This window comes from Arthrobacter sp. G119Y2, from assembly GCF_038069765.1.
GTDB lineage: Bacteria > Actinomycetota > Actinomycetes > Actinomycetales > Micrococcaceae > Arthrobacter_B.
The window spans coordinates 307,127-331,033 of record NZ_JBBPFS010000005.1 but is presented as its reverse complement, the minus strand read 5'-3'; the positions used below and the strand labels follow the sequence as shown (position 1 = coordinate 331,033).

Genomic DNA, 23,907 nt, shown 5'->3' with positions numbered 1-23,907 from the left:
GGCCTTCGCAGGCCTTTCATCGCCCCTTTTGGAGAGTGTGTTGTTTGCAGAATGTTGTGAACGAGCATGCGGCCTGCACGTGTTCCTGGCCAGCGTGCCCGCCGGTGTTAAGACAGACAGTCCAATATTACTTGATGCTGCCCCGCTGCGCCCGCCCTGATTTCCGCCTTCGGTGAACCGGAAGGCAGTGCGGCCGGGAACACGCTTCCCCTGCCCGGTATCAATCGGGTCTCAGTCCGGTCGCAGGAAGGTCAAGACCGCGGATCCGGCGTTTGGCATGTGCCAAGCTGGGAAGCGACCGTTTTGCGAAAGGAGGACTGAATGGGATTAAAACGCCGGTTGGCGCAGCCGGGCCGCCGTGGATACCTCGGACTGCTGGCCGTCTCTTCGCTCCTCCTTAGCGGCTGCGGAGTGGTCGCCGCTACCCCCACCACTACGATGCCCATCTCCTTCGGAGATGCTGCGGGGAGCACTGTTGCCGCTCCGCTGAGCGCCCCTCCCCCGGCCGAGGGCAAGCCCGCCCCGGGCCGCATCCCGGTGTACTGGCTGGGCCTGAACGGGTCTGACGTACACCTCTACCGGGAGTTCCAGCCTGCAGAGAAGGACGGCGACCCCATCGGGGAAGCAGTTCTGGCCATGACCTCGGGCGCGCCGTCGGACCCCGACTACTTCAATCCGTGGAAGAAGGCCGGCAGCGTTTCCGCCTCAATCTCGGGCAAGAACGTCATCACCGTGGATATCTCCGAGGATGCTTTTGGAACGTCCATGGATGCAGGAATGGCGCACCGCGCGGTCCAGCAGCTGGTCTACACCGCCACCGCAGCAGCTTCCAACGCCGGGCTCACCACCGTTGGCCACCAGTCCTCAGTAGTGCTGCTGGTGGACGGCAAGGCGGGATACACGGCCTTCGGCCATGAAGTCCTGGAGGGCCCTCAGCAGCGGGACCCGGCACTCATGGCACCCATCTGGATCATCGACCCGCAGGAGGGCGACAGCACGCAGCCCAGCCTCACGGTCCAGGGTACGGCCGTGCCCGAAGGCGGGCAGCTGTCCTGGCGGGTGGAGCCCATCGTTGACGGCCGGCCCGCGGGAGAGGCCGTGGCTCGGGGCTACGCCGAACTCGAGGCCTCCACCGGCGGACCCTCGCTCTTCCGCTTTACCGTTGAGCTGCCCGCCGGCGAGTACAGCGTGAGCGTCTTCCACGGCACGGAGCGTGCCAACGAAGATTCCAAGCGCGTGACCGTCACTTCAGCGGCCCAGTAGCACCGGGCCCCGTCCTACCAGCGGCTGCCCGGCCCTACCAGCGGCCCAGCGCGGAATTCAGGACGGCAAGGGCAGCAGGCCCCGCGGTTGATGAACGCATCACGTGCGGGCCCAGGCGAACAGCCACGGCTCCGCCGCCGCGCAGCAGCTCCACTTCCGAAGCGCTGATTCCGCCCTCCGGCCCCACGACCACCGCAATGCTCAGCGGCCGGTCCCCTGCGCGCCGGCGCGCCTCGGTGACCGCCGGAACCAGGGCGCCGTCGGCCTCCTCATGCAGCACCAGCACCAGGTCAATCCCGGCAAGCCGGCGCGCCAGCGCCTTCGACTCCGCGAGCTCTTCCACCGAAGGCACGGCTGAACGCCGGGACTGCTTGGCGGCGGCGGTGACAATGCCCTGCCATTTCGCCTGCCCCTTGGCGGCCTTGTCCGCACGCCAGCGGACAATGCTGCGCTCGGACTGCCAGGGGATGACCCTGTCCACGCCGAGCTCCGTTGCCGCTTCGACGGCCTGCTCGTCGCGGCCGCCCTTCGCCAGGGCCTGGACCAGTATCAGGGTTTCGGCCGCTCCGTCCTCTTCGGTGACGGCTTCCACGCTAACTTCCAGCCGCGCAGGCGAGGCAGCTGACACAGTTCCAGTTAGCCGCAGCCCCGCGCCGTCCACGATGTCCACCGGCTCGCCCGGGGCGAGGCGTTTCACGGCAACAGCGTGGTGGGCCTCCGGCCCCTCGATTACCAGCACGGATCCGGGCACCGCGGCGCGCACGGCCCCGGGATCACCGAAGAAGATGGGGTTGGTCATGGCTAGAGGTTGCCCAGGCGGTCCCGCAGCCTGGCGAAGACACCGGAACCGCTGCCGGCCAGGCGTCCCTCTGCGTATTCCTCGCCGCGCAGCTGGGCCAGCTTGCGGAGGAGCTCTTCCTGCTCTGCGTCCAGCTTCTGCGGGGTTTCAACGTGCAGATGAACCAGCAGGTCTCCGCGGCCGTAGCCGCGCAGGTGAGTGACGCCAAGCCCTTTGAGGGTGGTGATCTCGCCCGACTGGGTGCCGGCCTTGACGGTGATCTCGCGGTCGCCGTCGAACGTCTCGAAGTTGATCGAGGAGCCCAGGGCGGCTGCGGTCATGGGAACCGTCAGAGTGGCATGCAGGTCATCACCTTCGCGGACGAAGGTGGGATCTGCATTGACCCGGATCTCCACGTACAAATCGCCCTGGGGCCCGCCGGCGGTTCCGGCTTCGCCCTGGCCGCTGAGCTGGATCCGCGTGCCGGTGGCAACTCCGGCGGGGATCTTGATGTTCAGGGTGCGGCGGCTGCGGACGCGGCCCTCGCCGGCGCACTCGTGGCAGGGGTCCGGAATGACCGAGCCGAAGCCCTGGCAGGAGCCGCAGGGAGCGCTGGTCATGACCTGGCCCAGGATGGACCGGACGGCGCGCTGCACCTGGCCGGTGCCGTGGCAGATGTCGCAGGTCCGCGGGGAGGTGCCGGGCTGGCAGCAGCTGCCGTCGCAGGTCGGGCAGGTGACGGCGGTGTCGACGTCGATCTTCTTGTTGGTGCCGAAAACGGCATCCTTGAGGTCGATCCGCACGTTGATCAGGGCGTCCTGGCCGCGGCGGGTGCGCGAGGCCGGTCCCCGGCCGCCGCCCGCTCCGGCTCCGCCGAAGAAGGTGTCGAAAATGTCCTGGAAGCCAAAGCCCTGGCCGCCGAACCCGGCACCGCCGCCGAAGCCGTTGTCGTTGCCGTTTTCATTGCCGGTGGTGTCGTAGATGCGGCGTTTCTGCGGGTCCGCCAGCACCTCGTAGGCGTGGGTCACAGCCTTGAATTCGTCCTGCGCTCCGGGAGCGGAGTTGACGTCCGGGTGCAGCTTTCGGGCCAGCTTCCGGTACGCCTTCTTGATTTCTTCGCCCGTGGCGTCGCGTCCAACGCCCAGGACCTGGTAGTGATCGCTCACTCGTGCACATCGCTTCCTGTAATTGCAGTTTCCGCTTCTGCGGTGTTCTCTTCGCTTCGAAGACTTCCGCCGGTGGCCGGCCGCCCTCCGGCGGGCCGGCCACCGGCGACTGCTGCTGTATTGTCTAACGTTTTTCTAGTTGTTCAGTATCCGGGAAAGGTAGCGGGCCACGGCACGGACAGTCGCCATGGTGTTGGGATAGTCCATGCGGGTTGGACCCAGCACACCCACCTTCGCCGAGGAATCCGGTCCGTAGCCGGTGGCCACCACTGATGCCTCCGACAAGGAACCGTGGGGGTTTTCGCGTCCGATCCGGACGGAAACACCCCGGGCGTCCTGCTCCATTTCGGACAACAACCGAAGCATGACCACTTGTTCCTCAAGTGCCTCGAGGATCGGGCCGATCGTCAGGGGAAAGTCTACGGTGGACCGGGCCAGGTTGGCGGTTCCCGCCATCACCATGCGGTCCTCGCGGTTAATTCCGGCCAGCTGCTCGAGGCAGCGGGCCAGTGCCCCGGCGTTGCGCCGCTTCTGCGCCGGAACCGTTGCCAGGCACTCGGCGAGCTGCCCGGTGATACGCGTCAGCGGGGTCCCGCCCAGCGCGGCGAGGAAATGCTGCCGCAGCTCCAGGAGGTCCTGTTCCGCGACCTGGTCCGGCATCGTGATGACGCGCTGCTCCACCCGGCCGGTGGTTGAGATCAGGACGACCAGCACCTGGGCAGGTGCGAGCAGGACAAACTCGATGTGCCGCACGCGTGCGTTCCCCAGATGCGGATACTGCACAACGGCCACCTGGTTGGTCAGCTGCGACAGCAGGCGGACGGTCCGTTCCATCACGTCGTCGAGGTCTTCGGCGCCCTCCAGCAGGGTCTGGATTGCCCTTCGCTCGGCCGCCGAGAGCGGCTTCACGTCCGAAATCCGGTCGACAAACAGCCGGTAGCCCTTGTCGGTGGGGATGCGGCCGGCTGAAGTGTGGGGAGCAACAATCAGCCCCTCTTCTTCAAGGGCCGCCATGTCGTTGCGGATGGTTGCGCTGGAGACGCCGAGCTGGTGCCTCTCCACGAGGGCCTTGGAGCCAACGGGTTCGCGCGAATGGACATAGTCCTCAACAATGGCCCGGAGCACCTCGAGTCTGCGTGGTTCACTCATGGTTTTCCCTCCCTCGCTGATGGCCGTATGTTCTGTGTGCCCGGAGCGTTCCCGGTTAGCACTCACCATGCCTAAGTGCTAAGTCTAATACGGATCGGGGTCGTTGCTAGCATTGAGTGGCCCGTGCCGCACTGCTGCCGGACGTGCACTTGCCGGCTGCAGCGGACCAACCAAAGCGAGGAAAACACCAGTGTCCAACTTTTCGTGGGGGCCGCAGGACATCAGTGCTCCGGCCCGGAAAACACTTCCCAAAGTCGGAGCCGAGGCGGGCCTGGTGCTCGAAGACGTGCAGAGCGGCTGGGTCGGAGCGGTGGTGCGGGTGGAGAAGTCCGGCGGACTGCATCTGATGGTGCTGGAGGACCGCCGGGGGAAAACCAAGTCCTTCGAACTGGGTTTCGGCTTCCTGCTCGACGGCGAACCGGTGGAAGTGGTGCCCGCCGTCAAGGCCGCGGCACCTGCGTCGCGGCGAACGGCGTCGGGTTCCCTTCGGGTGGACAACGTGCGGGCGCGCACGGCACGGGCGAGCCGCATCTGGGTGGAAGGCAAGCACGACGCCGAACTGGTGGAGAAGGTGTGGGGCGACGACCTCCGTGTGGAGGGCATCGTCGTCGAACCCCTGCACGGGGTGGATGACCTGTACGCTGCCGTGCGGGACTTCAATCCGGGCCCGGGGCGACGGCTGGGAATACTGGTGGACCATCTGGTGGCCGGTTCCAAGGAGTCCCGCATTGCCGCCGAGGCCATGAAACATCCGGGTGCGCGCGGAAACGTGCTCATCGTGGGGCACCCGTACGTGGACGTGTGGCAGGCCATCAAACCGCAGACCATCGGCCTCTCCGCCTGGCCGGTTGTCCCCCGGAACGAAGACTGGAAAACGGGCATCCTCAAAGGCCTGGGCTGGCCGCACCGGGACCACACGGACGTGGCCGTGGGGTGGAAGAAACTGCTGGGCGCAGTCACCTCATACGCCGATCTCGAGCCCTCCCTGCTGGGCCGGGTGGAGGAAGTGATCGACTTCCTGACCGTTCCGTAGCGACCCGCGCACGGCCCCGCGTGCCGGGACGGAGCCCGGTTGCCAGTAACCTAGATGAGATGTAGGGCAGTAAACCGAACCGACCAGGCGTCCAGAGTCACAAAGGAAACAGCAGTGTCGAACATTCGTCAGAACCACCACCCCCAGTCCGACGACCGGGGTTCCGGCGCTCGTCCCGCCTATCAGGGCGCTCCGGCCACTGCCCTGCCCCTGACTGCCTCCGAGGACCGGCAGTGGGCCACGATGGCCCACTTCGGCGGCATCCTGGGGTTCATTCCGTCCCTGATCATTTACCTGGTCTTCCGTGACCGCGGCCCGTTCACCGCGCAGGAATCCAAGGAAGCGCTGAACTTCACCCTCCCTCCCACCATCATTGCCCTGGTGGCCTGGCTGCTGTCCTTCATTCCCGGAATCGGCTGGGTCTTCGCCATCCTGAACGCCCTGCTCTGGGTTGCCATTGCCGTTTCCTCGGTTGTCGCCGGCATCGAGGTCAACCGCGGGCGCCCCTACCGGTACCGGCTGAACCTGCGCCGCATCCAGTAACCCTCCGCAGACACACAAAGGACCCCGGGCCGGCGCTGCTGCCGCCCCGGGGTCCTTTGTTCTGCATTATCCCTGGCTGTTGCCTGGTTAAGCGGTTGCCTTCAGCTCCCGCCGGATCCGTCTAGTCCGGGAGCAGGCGGCGCACGACGGCGTCTGCGAGCAGGCGGCCCTTCGTCGTGAGCAGCACACGGCCGGTGAGTGCAGCCTTCGGGTCCACCAGTCCGTCAGCCATGAGCCCGGCGACGGCGAGCCGGCCGGAGTCCTTCAGCCGGGACAGCTCCAGGCCCTCGGCGAGCCGGGTGCGCAGCATGACATCTTCCACGTACCGGGTTTCGGCGTCGAGCGTCTCGCGTCCCACCGCCGGTGATTCCCCCGCCGCAAGCCGCTGGGCGTAGGCGGTGGGGTGCTTGGCGTTCCACCAGCGCACGCCGCCGGCATGCGAATGCGCGCCGGGGCCGATGCCCCACCAGTCGTCGCTGCGCCAGTAGGCCAGGTTGTGCCGGCACTGGTCGGCGGGGGTCCGGGACCAGTTGCTCACCTCGTACCAGGACAGTCCGGCCGCCGTCATCATTTCGTCGGCCATGAGGTATTTGTCCGCGTGGTCGTCGTCGTCGATCGGCGGCACTTCGCCGCGCCGCATGCGCGCCGCCAGCTTGGTGCCGTCCTCGATGATCAGCGCGTACGCCGAGATGTGGTCCGGTTCGTAGCTCAGCGCCTCGCGGACGGAGACTTCCCAGTCCGCCAGGGACTCCCCCGGCGTGCCGTAGATGAGGTCAACGCTCACCTTCAGGCCGGCGTCGCGCGCCCATTTCACGGCTTCGGGAACGCGCGACGGCGTGTGGGTGCGGTCCAGGACCGCCAGCACGTGCGGAACGGCCGACTGCATGCCGAAGGAGACGCGGGTGAAGCCGGCGTCGGCCAGCAGCTGCAGCGAGGCCGGGGTAACCGAATCGGGGTTGGCCTCGGTGGTGACCTCGGCTCCCGGCTCCAGCCCCCACATGTCCACGGCGGTTTTCAGGATCCCGGCGAGATCCTCCGCGGGCAGCAGGGTGGGGGTGCCGCCGCCGAAAAAGACGGTGCCCATCTTCCGGTCCGGGAGCCCCGAGGCCTTCAGCGCGCGGGCAGCGAAGCGCACTTCCTGCTCCGCCGTGCCACCGTAGGCCGCCTGGGAGGCGCCGCCGCCGAGCTCGGTGGCGGTGTAGGTGTTGAAGTCGCAGTACCCGCAGCGGACGGAGCAGAACGGAATGTGGACGTAGAGCCCGAACTTCCGGTTCTCCGCTCCTTCCCCCGCCTGGGCGGGCAGCAGTCCGTCAGCGGGTGCCGGATCCCCGAGGGGCAGTGCACTGGGTGTCACTTCTTGGATTTGTCCTTGGATTCGTCGGAGGAAAGCGCTGCCACGAAGGCTTCCTGGGGGACCTCAACGCGGCCCACCATCTTCATGCGCTTCTTGCCTTCCTTTTGCTTTTCGAGCAGCTTGCGCTTGCGGCTGATGTCGCCGCCGTAGCACTTGGCCAGCACGTCCTTGCGGATGGCGCGGATGGATTCGCGGGCAATGATGCGGGAGCCGATGGCCGCCTGGATGGGCACCTCGAACTGCTGGCGCGGAATCAGCTCGCGGAGCTTGCCGGTCATCATCACGCCGTAGGAGTACGCCTTGTCCTTATGCGTGATGGAGCTGAACGCATCCACCTGTTCGCCCTGGAGCAGGATGTCCACCTTGACCAGGTCGGCAACCTGTTCGCCGTCGGCCTTCCAGTCCAGCGAGGCGTAGCCGCGGGTCTTGGATTTGAGGATGTCGAAGAAGTCGAAAACAATCTCGGCCAGCGGCAGGCGGTACCGGATTTCCACCCGGTCCTCGGAGAGATAGTCCATGCCGCCCAGGACTCCGCGGCGGGCCTGGCACAGCTCCATGATGGCGCCCACAAACTCGTTCGGCGCCAGGATCGTGGCCGAGACCATCGGCTCGCGGACCTCTTTGATCTTGCCTTCGGGGTACTCGCTGGGGTTGGTCACCGTGACCACCTTCTTGTCCTCGAGCGTCACCTCGTACTCCACGTTGGGTGCGGTGGAGATCAGGTCAAGGTTGTACTCGCGCTCGAGCCGTTCGCGGGTGATTTCCAGGTGCAGCAGGCCCAGGAAACCCACCCGGAAGCCGAAGCCCAGCGCAGCGGACGTCTCGGGTTCGTACACCAGCGCGGCGTCATTGAGCATCAGCTTTTCCAGCGCGTCGCGCAGTACCGGATAGTCGGCGCCGTCGATGGGGTACAGCCCGGAGAACACCATCGGTTTCGGATCGGCGTAGCCTTCGAGGGACTTCTCTGCCGGCTTGGCCAGGTTGGTGACGGTGTCGCCAACCTTGGACAGGCGCACGTCCTTCACACCGGTGATGAGATAGCCGACTTCGCCGACTCCCAGTCCCTTGGAGGGGGTGGGCTCCGGCGAGCTGACCCCGATTTCCAGGAGTTCGTGGCTGGCCCGGGTGGACATCATCTGGATGCGTTCCCGGGGCGAGAGCTTGCCGTCCACCACGCGCACGTACGTAACGACGCCGCGGTAGGTGTCATACACGGAGTCGAAGATCATGGCCCGGGCGGGAGCGTCGGGGTCGCCCACCGGTGCCGGAATCTCGCGGACAATCTGGTCCAGCAGGGCTTCAACGCCCACGCCGGTCTTGCCGGAGACCCTCAGGACGTCCGCCGGATCGCCGCCGATCAGCTTCGCCAGTTCCTCGGCGTACTTCTCGGGCTGCGCTGCCGGAAGGTCGATCTTGTTCAGGACGGGGATGATCGTCAGATCGTTTTCCATCGCCAGGTACAGGTTGGCCAGTGTCTGCGCCTCGATCCCCTGGGCGGCGTCCACCAGGAGCACTGCACCTTCGCAGGCGGCCAGGGAGCGGGAGACCTCGTAGGTGAAGTCAACGTGGCCCGGGGTGTCGATCATGTTCAGGGCGTAGGACTCGCCGTCGAGTTCCCACGGCATGCGAACCGCCTGGGACTTGATGGTGATGCCGCGCTCACGCTCGATATCCATCCGGTCCAGGTACTGGGCCTTCATGTTCCGATGCTCAACGACGCCGGTGGACTGGAGCATGCGGTCGGCCAGGGTGGACTTGCCGTGGTCGATGTGGGCGATGATGCAGAAGTTTCTGATGATCGCCGGATCCGTCGCGGCAGGCACCGGTGAGAAGCGGGCCATAGGTGACACTGTGGCGGTTCCTTTACTGTTCACAGGACTTCACGGCGGCTGCGGGCTCAAGGCCGCAGGCCGGAACCGGTCTGGGCGCGGTTCGTCGGTTTTTCCTGGTGGTTTAACTACTGAATTAACAGTCTCCCACGTTTGCCCGCCCGTGCTGGAACTGCGGAACGTAATAGCGTGGGGACATGTCCTTCTCCAGCCGTTCCCTGCTTTCCCTCGCCCGCTCCGCCCTTCGCCTGCTCTCGCGTGCCGGCACCGGCGGCCCGGGCCCCTCCGCTTCAACCCGTTCCTCTCCCAAATCCTCCCCGGCTCCCAACTCCTCCCCGGCGCGCGGAGGAACACGCTCCAGGCCGAAGGGCCGGACACCGGCACCGGCACCGGCACCGAAGAAGCCGTCGTCGTCGCCGGGGAAAAACCAGGCGTCTGCGAAGTCTCCCTCAGCGGGGAAGGCGTCGTCCTCCTACCCCGGCGACTACCGCGGTAGCGTCACCCCGCTTTACGCTCCGTCGCCTGACGGCTCGCCGGACCCGGGCGAGGTCGTCTGGGCATGGGTTCCCTACGAGGACGACTATTCGCAGGGCAAGGACCGGCCGGTACTGCTGATCGGCCGCAACGGGTCCCGCCTCCTGGCCCTGATGATGACAACCAGGGACCGCAACAACGGCCGGAAGTCGGACCCGGATTATGTGGACGTGGGCACCGGTCCCTGGGACCCGCAGGGCCGGCCGAGTGAAGTGAAGGTCGACCGCGTGCTGCAGCTGGATCCCGCGTCCGTCCGTCGGCAGGGAGCCGTCCTGTCTCCTGCCGCCTTCGAACGGGTCCGGAAGGCTTTTGCGGCCCGGGCCTAAGAATCCCCGGGCCGGGGCGAAAGCCCGACGCCGCCGCGCCGCGGCACCTCAACGGGCGGTTAAGCCCAAGTTCTGCTAACATTTATTGCTGTGTGTCCGCGCAGGTCGACGGGCACTTCAGTTCAGGCGCCATTACGGTATCCCCACGCCGCTCAGTCAATGTCTGGGCTGAAATTCCCTCACCGACCAAGTCCGCAATACAAAGAGAGTTTATATAAGTGGCCAATATTAAGTCCCAGAAGAAGCGCATCCTCACCAACGAGAAGGCGCGCATGCGTAACAACTCGGTGAAGTCCGAGCTGAAGACCGCAATCCGCTCCGTTGACGCTGCCCTGAAGGCCAGCGACAAGGATGCAGCAGTCGCAGCGGTGGCCAACGCCAGCCGCAAGCTGGACAAGGCCGTCAGCAAGGGTGTTATCCACAAGAACAACGCTGCAAACCGCAAGTCGGCCATCTCCAAGAAGGTCAGCGCGCTCTAAGCAGCTGTTTTTGCTTTAGTCTTATCAGTCCGGCCGGTCCCTTCGGGGGCCGGCCGGACTGCTTTAACCAGCGGAAGTTACCAGCGGATGCCCGAAGCCCGCGGGTTGGCGCCGCCCTGCAACCCCACTCCGGGTTAGCGCCTCCCGCCCTTCAAACTCCCCGCGGGTCAGCGCCCCGCGGCAGCGAGGGAAATGACGGTGACCGCGTGCTCGACGGCGTAGACCGGGTCCCGGCCGGCGCCCTTCACCTGCGCGTCAGCTTCGGCCAGCACCTGGACGGCCTTGATCAGGGACTCCTGCGACCAGTGCTGGGCATCCCGGCGGGCCTGGTCCACCTGCCACGGCGCCATCCCCAACTCCTTAGCCATCGAGGCCGACGAGCCGCGCAGGTTCGCCACCTTGGCAACCGCACGCACCTTCATGGCCAGGGCACCGACCAGCGGCACAGGGTCGACGCCGGTGTCGAGCGCGTGCCGCAGCATGGACAGTGCCTGCCCGCCGCGTCCGGCCAAAGCGGCGTCAGCCACCTTGAACGCCGTGGCTTCCACCCGGCCGCCGTAGTACTTCTCGACGAGTTCTTCGCTGATCTCCCCGGTTGAGTCATCGATCAGCTGCCGGCAGGCGGCTGCAAGGTCCGCCAGCTTCGAACCTACGGCAGCCACCAGGGCACGGGAGGCGGACGGATCGATCCGGCGACGCGCAGCCTTGAATTCCACCGCTACGAATTCCAGCTTTTCGGTGTCCTTCTTGAACGGCTGGCAGTCCACCACGGTAGCTCCCGCGCCCTTCACCGCATCCAGCAGCTTCTTGCCGCGGTTACCGCCGCCGTGGTGCATGACCAGCACGGTGTCCGGGGCGGGATCGGCCAGGTAAGCGAGCGTGTCAGTGAGGAAATCCTCATTCATGGTGGCCAGGTTGGAAGCTTCGATGAGTTTGGCCTCGCCGAACAATGACGGGCTGGACTGCAGGGTCAGCTCTCCGGACGCATACGTGGACGCGTCCATACGGACCAGTTCCGTGTCCGGCTGGTTTTGGCGCAGGGTGGTCCGGATCCGTTCCATCGCCCGGCCCGCCAGATAGTCTTCGGGACCGGTGAGCAGCACCACCGGCGCCGGTTCGACCTCGCGCCAGGACACCGTCTTCCCTGCGGACTTTCCCGCGGGCTTGGACGTGCTGCGCTTTGCAGAGGGGACGGCCGGATTCACAGCGAACAGACTCCTGGGATGGAAACAACAAACGGTAAGGCGACTCTCCAACATTACCTGCCGGGGCTCCCCGGATGCCTGCCGGTGATTCTCCCGGCACCTGCTGGCCCTGGCAGGGGATTTTCACCGGCCGGCGGGGCACTACACTCCATACAGGCCGTGTGTCTCCGGACACACGGCCATCTCTGTGTCAGTCTCAAATCGAAGGAACACACCGTAATGAACGCCATGAAGAAATCCCTGACCATGCTGGCCCTGGCAGGGTTGTTGGGCATGACCGCCTGCTCCACGGACGCGACCAAGGAAGCGTCGGCCCCAAGTTCCCCGCCCGCGGCCACGAGTGAGGCGAAGGAATCCGCCACTGCCACCAGCGACCCCAAGAAATCTGCTTCCGCCGCTCCGAGCCAGTCGCCGTCGGCGTCATCGGACGCATCGGACGCATCGGACGCATCGGACGAAGTTGCCGAGTTCGGCGAGGAGTGGACCTACGACGATGGAATCTCAGTGAACATCGCCTACACCGGCGGCAAGACGGCCAGCCAGTATGCCTCCGGGGCAGAGGCAACCGCCAACCAGGTACGGCTGTTTGATGTGAGCGTCACCAACAACAGCAAAGAGGTCTTCGACCCGGCCATGTTCAACGTTGACGTGAATTACGGCGCCGAAGGCACTGCCGCCAAGCGGGTCTTCGACAGCGGCAGCGGTCTCGACGGCCAGTTCCAGGGCAAGGTCCTCCCCGGCGGCACCCAGAAGGTGACCATGGCCTTTGCGGTCCCGATCGATGGCCCGCTGGACCTGCTTGTGACCACGAGCCCGAGCTGGGACCACGACGAAAAGCTGTACTTCGGCGAGGCTGTCCAGCCGTAGCGCTGATCCTCCGTAACACTCACCTCCGTTGCGGAAACCGGGCGGCGCGTGCCTGCAGGCACGTGCCGCCTTTGTTATCTCTCAGAACCGGAGCCATCCGGATCAGGGCCCATCCCGATCGGAGTCCATCCAGATCAGGGCCCATCCAGTTGCCGGATCCGCAGTCCCCTGCCCTCCAGGTCAAGGGTGACTGAGCCGAGCAGGTCGGTGCGAACCACTGCGGTGCCGGCATCCTCCAGTGCCTGGAGGATCACCGGGCCCGGGTGGCCGTAGTCGTTGTCCGCGCCCACGGAGATCAGCGCCAGCTCCGGCCGGAGCTCTTCGATCAGCTGCGTGCCTCCGTTCCGCGCCCCGTGATGCGGCACCTTCAGCACGTCCACTCCTTCGTTCACCAGCCGCGTGTTGCGGGACAGCATCCGGGCCGAGGCATCCTCTTCAATGTCCCCGGTGAGTAAAAGCGTGAAGACGGACCCGGCCGGACCGCTGTCCTGATCAACCGTGATCAGCACAACCGCACTGGCGTCGTTCTCGGTCGCCTGCACCGCGCCCTCCCCTGGCGGCCACAGGACCTCCCATTGGACCGTTCCACTGCGCGAAGCCATTCCTTCGCTAAGCCGCACCGTCTCAGCTCCGGTCTCGTCAAGCACCTCCCGCAGCGGCCCGGCAAGCTGCTGCTCGGCGGTGGAGTACGCGACGCGCTCCACCCGGCGTCCCCTGAGTACGCCGGCGGCTCCGCCGTAGTGGTCAAGATGCGCGTGGGACAGGATGAAAAGGTCTATCGTCTCGACCCCCAGCCGGCGCAGGCACCGGTCAATTGCATCCGGATCGGGGCCCGCATCGATAACGACGGCGCTGTGCGGCCCGGTACTCACCACCAGCCCGTCGCCCTGACCCACATCGCAGGCAGCAGCGACCCACTGGCCAGGTGCCGGCCCGCCGGACCCCAGCCGGTCCCAGGCCGCAACGGCTCCGGAGGGAAGGAGCAGGAGTGCAGCGGCTGCCGCCGCCGTCCTGCGCCACCCCGGCCTTGCCGGGTCGGAGAACAACGACGGTACAGCCGATCCCGGGGCCGTCTGCTGCTTTGGCCGGCCGCCGCTTTCCCGCCGTCCAGCCCCTGCTTCAGGCCTGTCCGGCCCGGACCGCCTTTCTATGCCGCCCCTCTCCAGCCGCCACAGCAGAGTGACTCCTGCAGCTGCGGCGGCAGCCATGAGGACGGCGCCCGGGGCTCCCCCGGGCCACGGCAGCAACGATCCGGGCAGACCGGCGAAGGACCGCGCGACGAATGCCGTCCAGGCTGCTCCGGCACCTGCCGCCAGCAGGAGCGGACCGGCCAGCACCGGGGCAGTGGACGCCAGGACTGCTGCTGCCATTCCGGCAATTGTCACCAGGGGTATGACGGGCGCAACCGCAACGTTCGCAGCCAGTGAGAAGAGCGGGACCTGCGGCTGGAGCAGTACCAGGACCGGAGAGCAGAAGAACTGCGCGGCCAGCGGTACCGCCAGAGCCGCTGCCAGGGGCCACGGCAGGAAGCGGGAAAGCACCTTGGTCAGGCGGGGCCCGAGCAGTATCAACCCGGCCGTGGCCAGGACCGAGAGAATGAATGCGTAGCTGCCGCTGAGCCAGGGGTCCACAGCCAGCAGGACGGCGATTGACAGGCACAGCAGCGATGCCGGCAGCTTTCCCCGTCCGGACAGAATCGCCAGCGTTCCCAGGCTGCCCATGACAGCGGCCCTCAGGACGCTCGCGTCAGGCCGGACCACGAGGACAAATCCGAGCAGCGCCAGGATGCCTGCGGCGGCGGCAGCACTGCGCGGCAGCCGTGCCGCGCGGGCAAGAAGGAAAACGAAGGCCAGGAGAAACCCGCAGTTGGCACCGGACACGGCAACGATATGGGTGAGGCCGGTATTCTTCATGGCCGCTTCCAGCGTCGGGTCAAGCGTGCTGCGGTCCCCGAGTGCCATGCCCGGCAGAAGTCCGGCCGCATCCTTTCCGTAGATGCCCGAGTGTTGGTTCGCGGCAGCTGCAAAGGCAGTGCGGATGCGCGCGGTCTCCCCGACCCAGCCATCAGCCGGCACAACGTGCGGCTCTCCGTTTGCATACAGGACAGCGACCGAACGCTCGCCCGGATCGGCAGCCTGCAGCGGCCCTGACGCACTGAACGTGTCACCCAGGTGGATACTCCCGAAGCCGCTCCCGCCAATGATCAGGACGGTTGCTGCTGAACTGAAGCGCTGCCCTGCACTGGTTGCTTCCTCAAGCACTGCCTCCACCAGATAGCGGGGGGTTCCGCTGAACCCGTCCGCAGCTGCGGCCCGTGCATCGGTCGCTGCCCGGAACTGCCCGGTGATGGTTGCCCCCGCAGCGATGGCGGTACTGACGGGCCCGGCGGTCCGTTCAGTCAGGGACGTTCCGGCACAGACGCACACCAGGGCGGCAGCTGCCGCGGGAACGGCTGTGGCGCGTGCAAGAGTCCTCAGCAGCAAAGGTGCAGCCGGCCGCCGCGGCCGTTGCCGCCCCCGCCGCCGGGCCGAGCCCGGCATAGTGACAACCAGCAGGACGGCCGCTGCTACAGCCAGGGCGACGCCAGCCGTGGTGACTGCACCCCCGTCGCCCCGCACTGCAAGGACGGCGGCACACCAGGCAGCCGCTGCCACCGGAACAAGCCGCAGCTCCAGCAGGGGGTGCAGCTGGATTTCCGGTGGAGTTTCCGTCGCGCGCTCACGTGTCCGCTGCACGATCCGGGCGGCAAACGCCGATCCGGCACGCCTGCGTTCAGCTCCATCGGCTGCGCTACCGCCCGCTCCGGGCGAATCCCGGGGGAAAGGCAGCTGGGCCGGACCGCGAAGTGCGGCCGACGAATACCGGTGCCAGCGGCTGCGGCTGCCGCTGCCGCTGCCGTGCGCTGCTGGGCCCTGAGTCCGGGTGTTCTCCTGCTCAGGCATGGCCGGGCCGCAGTCAGACCGTGATGAGCGGCAGGAGTGCAGCCAGCATGGCTTCGCCGATGCCCGGCACCGCATCAATATCCTCGGGACGTGCAAAGCGTCCGTGTTCACTGCGCCAGGCAATGATTCGTTCGGCGATCACGGGCCCAACCCGGGGCAGTGCATCCAGGTCCTGCACCGAGGCAGTGTTGATGTTGACCAGCGCTTGTGCACCTGATCCCGGGCCCGCCCCGGTACCCGACGCGGCTCCGGAGCCGCCGGCCGCTCCGGTACCCGTGTCTGCGCCCGAGACCGCGCCGGTTCCTGCGCCGCCATCGGCCGGCGCGGGTGCCTGCTCTCCCACCCTGGGCACGATAACCATTGCTCCGTCCTGCAGCGGAGCCGCGAGGTTAACGGCCGTCAGGTCTGCCTCGGGCACTGCTCCCCCGGCGGCCTCCACGGCATCGCCGGCCCGGCTTCCGGACGGAATCCGGACTACGCCGGGACTGGTGACGGCCCCGGCAACATGAACGACCAGAACGGACGGACCTGCCGGCTCGCCGGGAGCACCGGTGCCGCTGCCCTGGTCCGGGCCGGAGTCCCGACTGTTGCCCTGACCCTGGTTGTGGTCCTGATCCTGGATGTGGTCGGAAGGATTATCGTCCCCGGGGTTGGCCCCAACCCCGGTGCCGCTCCCGGATCCGTCTCCCGCCGGGGAAGCCGAGGGAGCGGGATCCAGGTCAACGCTCGTAACCTCCGCCGGCAGCCCCCCGCCCTTGAAAACCACCAGCCCGGCCACCGCGCCCGCCAGCAGACAGACTGCCAGGACAGAAGCACGAAAAGAAATCAGCCAGCGGCGCCTCTGCCGTTCGGGCGGCGCCCCGCCCCACTCGTTATCGGGGGCAGCCCCGTCACCGTATTCTCCGGCAGCCGTCCCTGGTTCCTCAACGGACGCCGGGGTCCGGGAGCGGGAAAGCCGCGGCGCGGACGGGGACGTGTCCCAACGGTGGTCTGCCATGCCAGGAATCTAGCCCCGGGAAGGAGCCCGCGGTGCTGCCGGCGATCCGCCTGAGGGGAAGGCTCCCGGCACAGTGGCATCGGCGTCACCTGTGCAGGACGCCCCTGCGCTTCTGGTCCTGCCGCCTGGGTGTTGGCCCTGCACTCCGGCGGCGGTTATCCGCCTGCCGGCCCGCTTCCCGCGGTGGAATCCGTCCCCGTCCCCGGACGGTCATTCGGGCCGCCCGGAACCTGCGGCGGTGCAGCTGCTTCGCCGGCAACCGCCACCGCCAGGACACCGAGGCCCGCATGGGCGGCCAGCACCGCAGGCAGCGAGCAGATCATCAGTTCCACATCGGGGGAAGCTTCGGCGATGGTCCCGGCCAAGCGCTCGGCCTCGCCTTCGTTGCCGAAGTGATGCACGGCAACGCGCACCCGTCCGGACCGGGCGGCAATGTTCTGCTGCACCAGTTCGGTCAGCCTCAGGAGGGCACGCGGGGCGGAGCGCACCCGCTCCAGCGGCACTATTTTGCCCTCCCGCACCACCAGGATGGGCTTCACGGCAAACAGGGTGCCAAACCAGCCCGCAGCAGCGCTGACACGCCCGCCGCGGCGCAGCTGCTCCAGGCTGGGAACGTAAAAGAGGATGCTGACGGAGCGGGCGGCCGCCCGTGCCGCTTCCGCAACCGACTCCGCCGAACCGCCGTCGCGCGCAGCTTCCGCCGCCGCAACAACGGCAAAACCCAGGCCCATGGCCACGCTGGCGGTATCGATCACGGTAACGGGAATGGAGGCACTCCGGGCGGCGAGCCGGGCTGCATCCACCGTTCCGGAGAGCTGGCCGGACAAATGCAGCGAGACCACCGACGAGCAGCCGGCGGCGGCCAGTTCCGCGTACGCCGCCTCAAACTGCCCCGGCGCGGGGCGCGAGGTCCGCACTTCGGAGCCCTGCGCCAATGCCAAGGCGAGGGCGCCGATCATGCGATCGGTGCCCTCGCCGTAAATCTGGTCGCCGATCATGACCGGCATGGAAACCACCCGCACCAGGTCCGTGACTGCTGCGGAGGCTGCCCAGTTTTCGGGCAGCGCGGCGGCGGAGTCGGTGACCACTCCGACCCGGGGCGCGGGGGCGGCTCCGGCTTCGCGGAGCCGCCCCCGTTTCGCTCGCTGGCTCAGCTTTTCCAGCCAGTCCGCGTTCATCCGTCCCCCGTGCCGCTTACCCGTTGTTGCCTGCCTGGCCTGTTGCCGTCCGTGCGCCAGCCTACGCCGGAACGACGTTGACGAGCTTCGGGGCGCGCACGATGACGGTGCGGATGTCCCGCCCGTCCAATGCCTTCTGCACCGGCGCGGAAGCCAGTGCCAGTTTGCGCAGGTCTTCCTCGCTGATGTCGGCGGGCACCTCGAGGCGGTCGCGGACCTTGCCCTGCACCTGGACGACGGCGGTAACCGTGTCCTGGACGAGCAGCTTTTCGTCCACGGCCGGCCAGCCGGCGTTCGCCACCGAAGCCGGGCGGCCCAGCAGGGACCACAGGTCTTCGGCGGTGTAGGGCGCGAACAGGCTCAGGATGATCGCCACTGTCTCGGCAGCTTCGCGGACCGCGGGGTCCGCTCCGCCGACGCCGGAGTCGATCGCCTTGCGGGTGGCGTTGACCAGTTCCATGGTCCGGGCCACCACCACGTTGAACTTGTTGTTCTCCAGCAGTTCGGTGGCGTCGGCAACGGTGCGGTGCGTCAGCGCGCGCAGCTTCTTGTCGCCGGTGGAGAAGTCCACGCCGGGTTCGCTGGTGACGGCCTGCCCCAGGCGCCAGGCGCGGGCCAGGAACTTCGCGGAGCCCGACGGCGAAACGTCCGCCCAGTCGACGTCGTCCTCCGGCGGGGACGCGAAGATCATGGTCAGGCGCACGGCGTCGACGCCGAACTTGTCCAGCTGCTGACCCAGGTCCACACCGTTGCCCAGGGACTTGGACATGGCCTTGCCGCCGTTGAGGACCTGGCCCTGGTTCAGCAGCGAGCTGAACGGCTCGCTGGTTTCCAGCAGGCCCATGTCGTGGACCACCTTGGTGAAGAAGCGTGCGTAGAGCAGGTGCAGGATGGCGTGCTCCACGCCGCCCACGTACTGGCCGACCGGCATCCAGTTCTTCGCCGCTTCGGGATCAAACGGTCCGTCGGTGTAGTGCGGGGAGACAAAGCGCATGAAGTACCAGGACGAGTCCACGAAGGTGTCCATGGTGTCGGTGTCGCGCTTGGCCGGGCCGTCACACTTTGGGCAGGAGACGTTGACCCAGTCATCCACCGAGGCCAGCGGCGAGGTGCCCTTCGGCGCCAGCGCCTCGCCGCGCAGCCCGGTGGGCAGCGTGACCGGCAGCTGGTCATCGGGAACCGGAACCTCGCCGCAGTTTTCGCAGTGGATGATCGGGATGGGGGTGCCCCAGAACCGCTGGCGGGAGAGCAGCCAGTCGCGCAGCCGGAAGTTCACGAACTTCTCGCCGGTGCCCTGTTCCTCGAGCATCCCGATCGCTGCCGGAATGGCTTCGGACTTCGGCAGGCCGTCCAGTTTCCCGGAATTGATCAGGGTGCCCTCGCCGGTGGTGGCGGTGCCGGACACGGCCGGGTCCTCTTCTCCGGTGTCCAGGACAGCACGGACGGGCAGGTCGAAGGTCTTGGCGAAATCCAGGTCGCGCTGGTCGTGGGCGGGCACGGCCATGATGGCTCCGGTGCCGTAGTCGGCCAGGACGTAGTCCGCGGCCCAGACCGGCAGCTTCTCGCCGTTGAGCGGGTTAACGGCGTAGCGGCCGGTGAACACGCCCGTTTTGACCCGTTCGGTGGACTGGCGCTCGATGTCCGAGAGAGCCTTGACCTGCTCGCGGTAGTCCAGCAGGGCGTCCATGTTTTCGTCGGTGGTCAGCTCCACGGCCAGGGGCGCGTCTGCGGCGACGACGAAGAACGTTGCCCCGGCGAGGGTGTCCGGGCGGGTGGTGAAAACGGTGACCTGCTCGGCCGGCTTGTCGCCGTCGGCTTCGATCTTGAACCGGACGTGCGCGCCTTCGGAGCGGCCGATCCAGTTCTTCTGCATGGCCAGCACGCGCTCGGGCCAGTGACCCTTGAGCTGGTCCATGTCATCCAGCAGGCGGTCGGCGTAATCGGTGATCTTGAAGTACCACTGGTTCAGCGACTTCTTGGTGACCTGCGTGCCGCAGCGTTCGCAGGCGCCGTTGACAACCTGTTCGTTGGCCAGCACGGTCTGGTCCTTGGGGCACCAGTTGACCGGGGAGTTCTTGCGGTACGCCAGGCCTCGCTCGTAGAAGCGCTTGAACAGCCACTGCGTCCAGCGGTAGTACTCGGGATCCGAGGTCTGGATCCGGCGCGACCAGTCAACACTGATGGCGTAGCGCTTGAACGACGCCGCCTGGGTGTCAATGTTGCGGTAGGTCCAGTCGCTGGGGTGCGCGTTGTTCTTAATGGCGGCATTTTCGGCGGGAAGGCCGAAGGAGTCCCAGCCGATCGGGTGCAGCACGTCATAACCCAGCTGGCGCCAGTAACGCGCGACGACGTCGCCCATGGCAAACGCTTCAGCGTGGCCCATGTGCAGGTCGCCGGACGGGTACGGGAACATGTCCAGCACGTAGCGGCGTTCCTTGGAGCCGTCGTCGGCGGGCTTGAACACGCCGAGCTCATCCCAGACCGCCGGCCACTTCTGCTCGATGTCCGCAAAACTGTAGACGGCCTCTTCAGACTCATCCGTCTGTGACTGCGTACTCACTGTTGTCGCCTCTGTCCTCAAAGAAATTTTGTTGATCCGCGGTTCCCGGTCCATGCCGGTTCCGCCGCTTAAAACTCAAGTTCCGTCACGCTCTCCCCCAGACACACAAAAGCCCCTCGACAGGCAAGGGGCTTGGCCGCGCACGGACGGTGCGCGGCTACCTAAGGAGGAGGGAAGCGTTCATCTTTCCACTTTACAACAGCACCGCCCGTACACCAGCCGAACCGCGGGCCGGTGAGGCGGCGGGCGGCGGTTGACGAAGCGCCGGGCGGGCCATTGAGTACAGCAGCGAATCCTCCCGCATGCCGCGGATGAGCTTGTGTGCCGAAAGCCGCCGGAGCAAAACCATGCCGGTCTTTTTGAGAACACGGGCAGACGCGGCGTTGCCGGGGCGGCAGGTCGCGGAAATCCGGTCCAGCCCCAGTACGGTGAAGCCAAAATGTACGACGGCGGCGGCGGCCTCGCTCGCGTAGCCGCGGTTCCAGTGTTCGGCGGCGACCACATAGCCGGTTTCACCGGTGCGGCTTCCCGGGCCGGAGCCATCGCGTTGGACCCGTTCCGCGTCGGCCGTTTCCGGGTCCAGCGTCAGGCCCGCGGAACCGAACGGGGAGCCGCCGTCCTTCAGGGTGAGTGCGAAGGTATAGGCCCTCCGGGGCTCGGTGACTTCCTCGGCCAGGCAGGCGGCGAGGAAATCACGGCTGTCCTGCAGCGTGTTCGGTCCCCATTCCACGAACCCGGTCAACCGCGGATCGGAGGCGAAGCGGTGCACGGCGGCCAGGTCCCCCGAGGTGTACGGGCGCAGGGTCAAACGGGGTGTGTGCAGCTCCAGCGGCTTCTGCAGTTCCAGCGGCGCAGGCAGTTCCAGCGGCGCGGGCTCCAGCGGCTTCGGCAGTTCCATGTGCCGATTCTGCCGCATGGAAGCGCCTTGCGTATCTTTTCGGGGCGTCCGTGCGTCTACCGGATAGGAACATGGCACAGTGTCATGCTTTCAACGAGCCGACCGTGAAGCGCACTGCGCACAGGGTCCCGGAAAAGGGGTAGAGATGACAACTGAGCTGGATACACCGGAGCTGGACGGGCGGCTTCGCGGCGAGCTGCGGCAGGCACGGCGGGACTTCCTCGTGGCCCTTGAACCGGTCCGGGCCTCGGTCTACCGCTACTGCCGCAGCCTCACCTCCAATGTGTGGGACGCCGAGGACCTGCTGCAGGAAACCCTCGCAAAGGCACTGGCCGACGCGTCCCGGCGCCATGAGCCGATTGCGAACACCCAGGCCTGGCTGATCCGTATCGCTACGAACACGTGGCTGGACTCGCTTCGGCGCAGCGGCAGGATGTCCCCTGCGGACTGGACCGATCCGGGCATCGACCTTCCCGACGACACCGCAGCGGACCCCCTGGTTTATGCGGCGGTGGAGGACGCGCTGCGGCAGTTGCTGTTGACGCTGCCGCCGCGGGAGCGGGCCTGTGTGGTCCTCAAGGATGTTTTCTCCTATCCGCTGGCTGAAATAGCCGGCATTCTCGACACCACCGCCGGAGCCGTGAAGAGTGCCCTGCACCGCGGGCGGGCCTCACTGCAGGCAGCGCAGCAGGCCGGGGGCACGGCTGAAGCCGCCGGGCTGGACGCTGCACAGGCCGTCCGGCCCGCCGCCCATGCGGCAGTGCTGCGCCAGCTGGCCGATGCGTTTGCCGCCTATGACATCGACGCAATGGTGCGCCTGTTCCTGGCGACGGGAGGCACCGACGTCGTGGGCAACGTCAGCGAAACCGGGCACGAGCAGATCCGCACCGGATCGATGAACCACACCTTCGGCCCGGACGCCGCTGAACTGTACCGGCCGAGCATCCACTGGTTCGACGGCGAGGAAGTCATCCTCCTGTGGGAGCGTCCGAAGGACGCCCCGGACTCCCCCGAGGTGGTCGCCGACGTCCTGCGGGTCTACTGCGTCGAGGGTGAACCGCTGATCGCCCGGCTTCACTGGTACTTTTTCTGCCCCGAGCTCATCAGTGAGGTTGCCGGCGGCTTGGGCCTGCCGTTCAAGACCAACGGAGTCAGTTACTTCTAACCGGCAGGCGTCAGCGCAGGAAGAGCCCCGGCGGAAATCCGCCGGGGCTCTTCGGTCCTGCTGCTAAACCAGCGGTCCTGCCGCTGGATCATCCGCGAAGAGGTTACAGCACGTCCTCGTCGACCCAGTCGAAGGTCCGGGTGACGGCCTTGGACCACAGGCGCATCTGGCGGTCCCGCTCGCTGTCCTCCATCTGCGGAGTCCAGCGCTTGTCTTCCGCCCACTTGGTGGCCAGCTCGTCCGTGTCATTCCAGTATCCGACGGCCAGGCCTGCGGCATAGGCCGCACCGAGCGCGGTGGTTTCCACGATCTTGGGCCGGACGACGTCGACGCCGAGGATGTCGGCCTGGAACTGCATGAGCGCCTCGTTGGCCACCATGCCGCCGTCAACCCGCAGTTCGGTGAGCGGCACGCCGGAGTCGGCATTGACGGCGTCGAGCACCTCGCGCGTCTGGAAGGCCGTGGCCTCCAGTGCGGCACGGGCGATGTGGTTCTTGTTCACGAAGCGGGTCAGGCCAACAATCGCGCCGCGGGCGTCGGAACGCCAGTGCGGAGCGAAGAGTCCGGAGAAGGCCGGCACAATGTAAACGCCGCCGTTGTCGGTGACCTCGTTGGCGAGGGCTTCGACCTCCGGAGCGCTCTGGATCATGCCCAGGTTGTCGCGGAGCCACTGGACCAGCGAGCCCGTAACGGCAATGGAACCCTCAAGCGCGTAGACCGGCTTGGCGTCGCCGATCTGGTACGCCACGGTGGTGATCAGGCCGTTCTCGGAACGGACAATCTCTTCGCCGGTGTTGAAGATGAGGAAGCAGCCGGTGCCGTACGTGTTCTTGGCGGCGCCCTGCCCGAAGGCGGCCTGGCCGAAGGTGGCTGCCTGCTGGTCACCGAGGATGCCGGCAACCGGCGTTTCGCGGAGCAGCTGCGAGGTGTGCACGGTGCCGTAGACCTCGGAGGAGGACTTGATTTCCGGCATCATGGACAGCGGAACGCCGAAGTCCCTGAGGATGTCTTCGTTCCAGGTCAGGCTGTCCAGGTTCATGAACAGCGTGCGGGACGCGTTGGTGACATCGGTGATGTGCACGCCGCCGTCGGTTCCGCCGGTCAGGTTCCAGACAATCCAGGAGTCGGTGTTGCCGAAGAGCAGGTCTCCGGCTTCGGCACGTTCCCGTGCACCCTCAACGTTGTCCAGGATCCACTTGATCTTGGTGCCGGAGAAGTATGTGGCCAGCGGCAGGCCAACCTGCTCCTTGTACCGGTCCAGGCCGCCGTCCTTGGACAGCTCGTTGACGGTCGGCTGCGTGCGGGTGTCCTGCCACACGATCGCGTTGTACACCGGCTTGCCCGTGGTCTTGTCCCAGACGACGGCGGTCTCGCGCTGGTTGGTAATGCCCACCGCGGCGATGTCGTGGCGCGTCAGGTTCGCCTTCGACAGCGCGGTACCGACAACCTCGCGGACATTGGTCCAGATTTCCTCGGGATCGTGCTCCACCCAGCCGGCCCGCGGGAAAATCTGCTCGTGTTCCTTCTGGCCGGTAGAGACGATGTTGCCGTCGTGGTCAAACACAATGGCGCGGCTGCTCGTGGTCCCCTGGTCAATGGCAATGATGTAGGTCGGATCAGGCATGGTTAACTCCTTTTACT

19 protein-coding genes are annotated in these 23,907 nt (G+C 66.8%); 7 read left to right on the top strand and 12 right to left on the bottom strand.

Translation table 11 applies throughout. The features are described from left to right. Positions 1-321 precede the first annotated feature (321 nt). Positions 322-1,263, top strand: coding sequence for a GerMN domain-containing protein (locus tag WKB88_RS13280; protein WP_341395010.1), 942 nt, complete (start codon positions 322-324; stop codon positions 1,261-1,263). A gap of 34 nt (positions 1,264-1,297) precedes the next feature. On the opposite strand, the gene WKB88_RS13275 is transcribed toward WKB88_RS13280, so the two are convergent. The 3 genes from WKB88_RS13275 to hrcA form a co-directional block, all read right to left on the bottom strand. After that, entirely contained in the window at positions 1,298-2,062 is a 765-nt protein-coding gene (locus WKB88_RS13275; RefSeq protein ID WP_341395009.1) for a 16S rRNA (uracil(1498)-N(3))-methyltransferase, read from the bottom strand. A 2-nt stretch (positions 2,063-2,064) separates the two neighbouring features. Next, positions 2,065-3,207, bottom strand: a complete 1,143-nt coding sequence (dnaJ, locus tag WKB88_RS13270) for a molecular chaperone DnaJ (protein WP_341395008.1) — start codon at positions 3,205-3,207, stop codon at positions 2,065-2,067. A gap of 135 nt (positions 3,208-3,342) precedes the next feature. Next, positions 3,343-4,356: a heat-inducible transcriptional repressor HrcA gene (hrcA, locus tag WKB88_RS13265; protein WP_341395007.1), complete on the bottom strand. Its 1,014-nt coding sequence runs from the start codon at positions 4,354-4,356 to the stop codon at positions 3,343-3,345. A gap of 190 nt (positions 4,357-4,546) precedes the next feature. Between hrcA and WKB88_RS13260 the strand changes: the two genes are divergently transcribed. Then, entirely contained in the window at positions 4,547-5,389 is an 843-nt protein-coding gene (locus WKB88_RS13260) for a DUF3097 domain-containing protein (protein ID WP_341395006.1), read from the top strand. A gap of 123 nt (positions 5,390-5,512) precedes the next feature. Beyond that, positions 5,513-5,932 (top strand): DUF4870 domain-containing protein, encoded by a 420-nt coding sequence (locus WKB88_RS13255; RefSeq protein ID WP_341395100.1) that lies wholly within the window; start codon positions 5,513-5,515, stop codon positions 5,930-5,932. 121 nt (positions 5,933-6,053) lie between these two features. On the opposite strand, the gene hemW is transcribed toward WKB88_RS13255, so the two are convergent. Both hemW and lepA read right to left on the bottom strand, forming a co-directional pair. Then, positions 6,054-7,286, bottom strand: a complete 1,233-nt coding sequence (hemW, locus tag WKB88_RS13250) for a radical SAM family heme chaperone HemW (protein WP_341395005.1) — start codon at positions 7,284-7,286, stop codon at positions 6,054-6,056. Beyond that, the gene (lepA, locus tag WKB88_RS13245) at positions 7,283-9,136 is read right to left on the bottom strand and encodes a translation elongation factor 4 (protein ID WP_341395004.1); all 1,854 of its coding nucleotides are present in this window, start codon (positions 9,134-9,136) and stop codon (positions 7,283-7,285) included. Before lepA ends, hemW begins: the two co-directional genes overlap by 4 nt. Before the next feature lie 176 nt (positions 9,137-9,312). Between lepA and WKB88_RS13240 the strand changes: the two genes are divergently transcribed. Then, positions 9,313-9,975: a type II toxin-antitoxin system PemK/MazF family toxin gene (locus WKB88_RS13240; RefSeq protein ID WP_341395003.1), complete on the top strand. Its 663-nt coding sequence runs from the start codon at positions 9,313-9,315 to the stop codon at positions 9,973-9,975. 218 nt (positions 9,976-10,193) lie between these two features. Further along, positions 10,194-10,454 carry a 30S ribosomal protein S20 gene (gene rpsT, locus WKB88_RS13235; RefSeq protein WP_341395002.1) on the top strand — a complete coding sequence of 87 codons (261 nt, stop codon included), beginning with the start codon at positions 10,194-10,196 and terminating at the stop codon, positions 10,452-10,454. Between the two features lie 167 nt (positions 10,455-10,621). Here the strand turns inward: rpsT and holA are convergent, their stop codons facing one another. Further along, positions 10,622-11,659: a DNA polymerase III subunit delta gene (gene holA, locus WKB88_RS13230; RefSeq protein ID WP_445818920.1), complete on the bottom strand. Its 1,038-nt coding sequence runs from the start codon at positions 11,657-11,659 to the stop codon at positions 10,622-10,624. A 219-nt stretch (positions 11,660-11,878) separates the two neighbouring features. Here holA and WKB88_RS13225 point away from each other — a divergent pair, with 219 nt between their 5' ends. Beyond that, positions 11,879-12,526 carry a hypothetical protein gene (locus tag WKB88_RS13225; protein WP_341395001.1) on the top strand — a complete coding sequence of 216 codons (648 nt, stop codon included), beginning with the start codon at positions 11,879-11,881 and terminating at the stop codon, positions 12,524-12,526. 134 nt (positions 12,527-12,660) lie between these two features. Here the strand turns inward: WKB88_RS13225 and WKB88_RS13220 are convergent, their stop codons facing one another. The 5 genes from WKB88_RS13220 to WKB88_RS13200 all read right to left on the bottom strand — a co-directional run bounded on the left by WKB88_RS13220 (position 12,661) and on the right by WKB88_RS13200 (position 21,101). After that, positions 12,661-15,468, bottom strand: a complete 2,808-nt coding sequence (locus WKB88_RS13220; protein ID WP_341395000.1) for a ComEC/Rec2 family competence protein — start codon at positions 15,466-15,468, stop codon at positions 12,661-12,663. A gap of 13 nt (positions 15,469-15,481) precedes the next feature. Next, the gene (locus tag WKB88_RS13215; protein WP_341394999.1) at positions 15,482-16,465 is read right to left on the bottom strand and encodes a helix-hairpin-helix domain-containing protein; all 984 of its coding nucleotides are present in this window, start codon (positions 16,463-16,465) and stop codon (positions 15,482-15,484) included. A 155-nt stretch (positions 16,466-16,620) separates the two neighbouring features. Continuing rightward, a complete protein-coding gene (locus WKB88_RS13210; protein WP_341394998.1) occupies positions 16,621-17,643 on the bottom strand; it encodes a DegV family protein in 1,023 nt (340 codons plus the stop codon). Positions 17,644-17,704: 61 nt separating this feature from the next. Continuing rightward, positions 17,705-20,203 (bottom strand): leucine--tRNA ligase, encoded by a 2,499-nt coding sequence (gene leuS / locus WKB88_RS13205; protein WP_445818919.1) that lies wholly within the window; start codon positions 20,201-20,203, stop codon positions 17,705-17,707. 193 nt (positions 20,204-20,396) lie between these two features. Continuing rightward, the gene (locus tag WKB88_RS13200) at positions 20,397-21,101 is read right to left on the bottom strand and encodes a GNAT family N-acetyltransferase (RefSeq protein ID WP_341394996.1); all 705 of its coding nucleotides are present in this window, start codon (positions 21,099-21,101) and stop codon (positions 20,397-20,399) included. Between the two features lie 145 nt (positions 21,102-21,246). Between WKB88_RS13200 and WKB88_RS13195 the strand changes: the two genes are divergently transcribed. Then, entirely contained in the window at positions 21,247-22,266 is a 1,020-nt protein-coding gene (locus WKB88_RS13195) for an RNA polymerase sigma factor (protein WP_341394995.1), read from the top strand. A 103-nt stretch (positions 22,267-22,369) separates the two neighbouring features. Here WKB88_RS13195 and glpK read toward each other — a convergent pair whose 3' ends face one another. Then, positions 22,370-23,890 carry a glycerol kinase GlpK gene (gene glpK / locus WKB88_RS13190; protein ID WP_341394994.1) on the bottom strand — a complete coding sequence of 507 codons (1,521 nt, stop codon included), beginning with the start codon at positions 23,888-23,890 and terminating at the stop codon, positions 22,370-22,372. Positions 23,891-23,907: the final 17 nt, after the last annotated feature.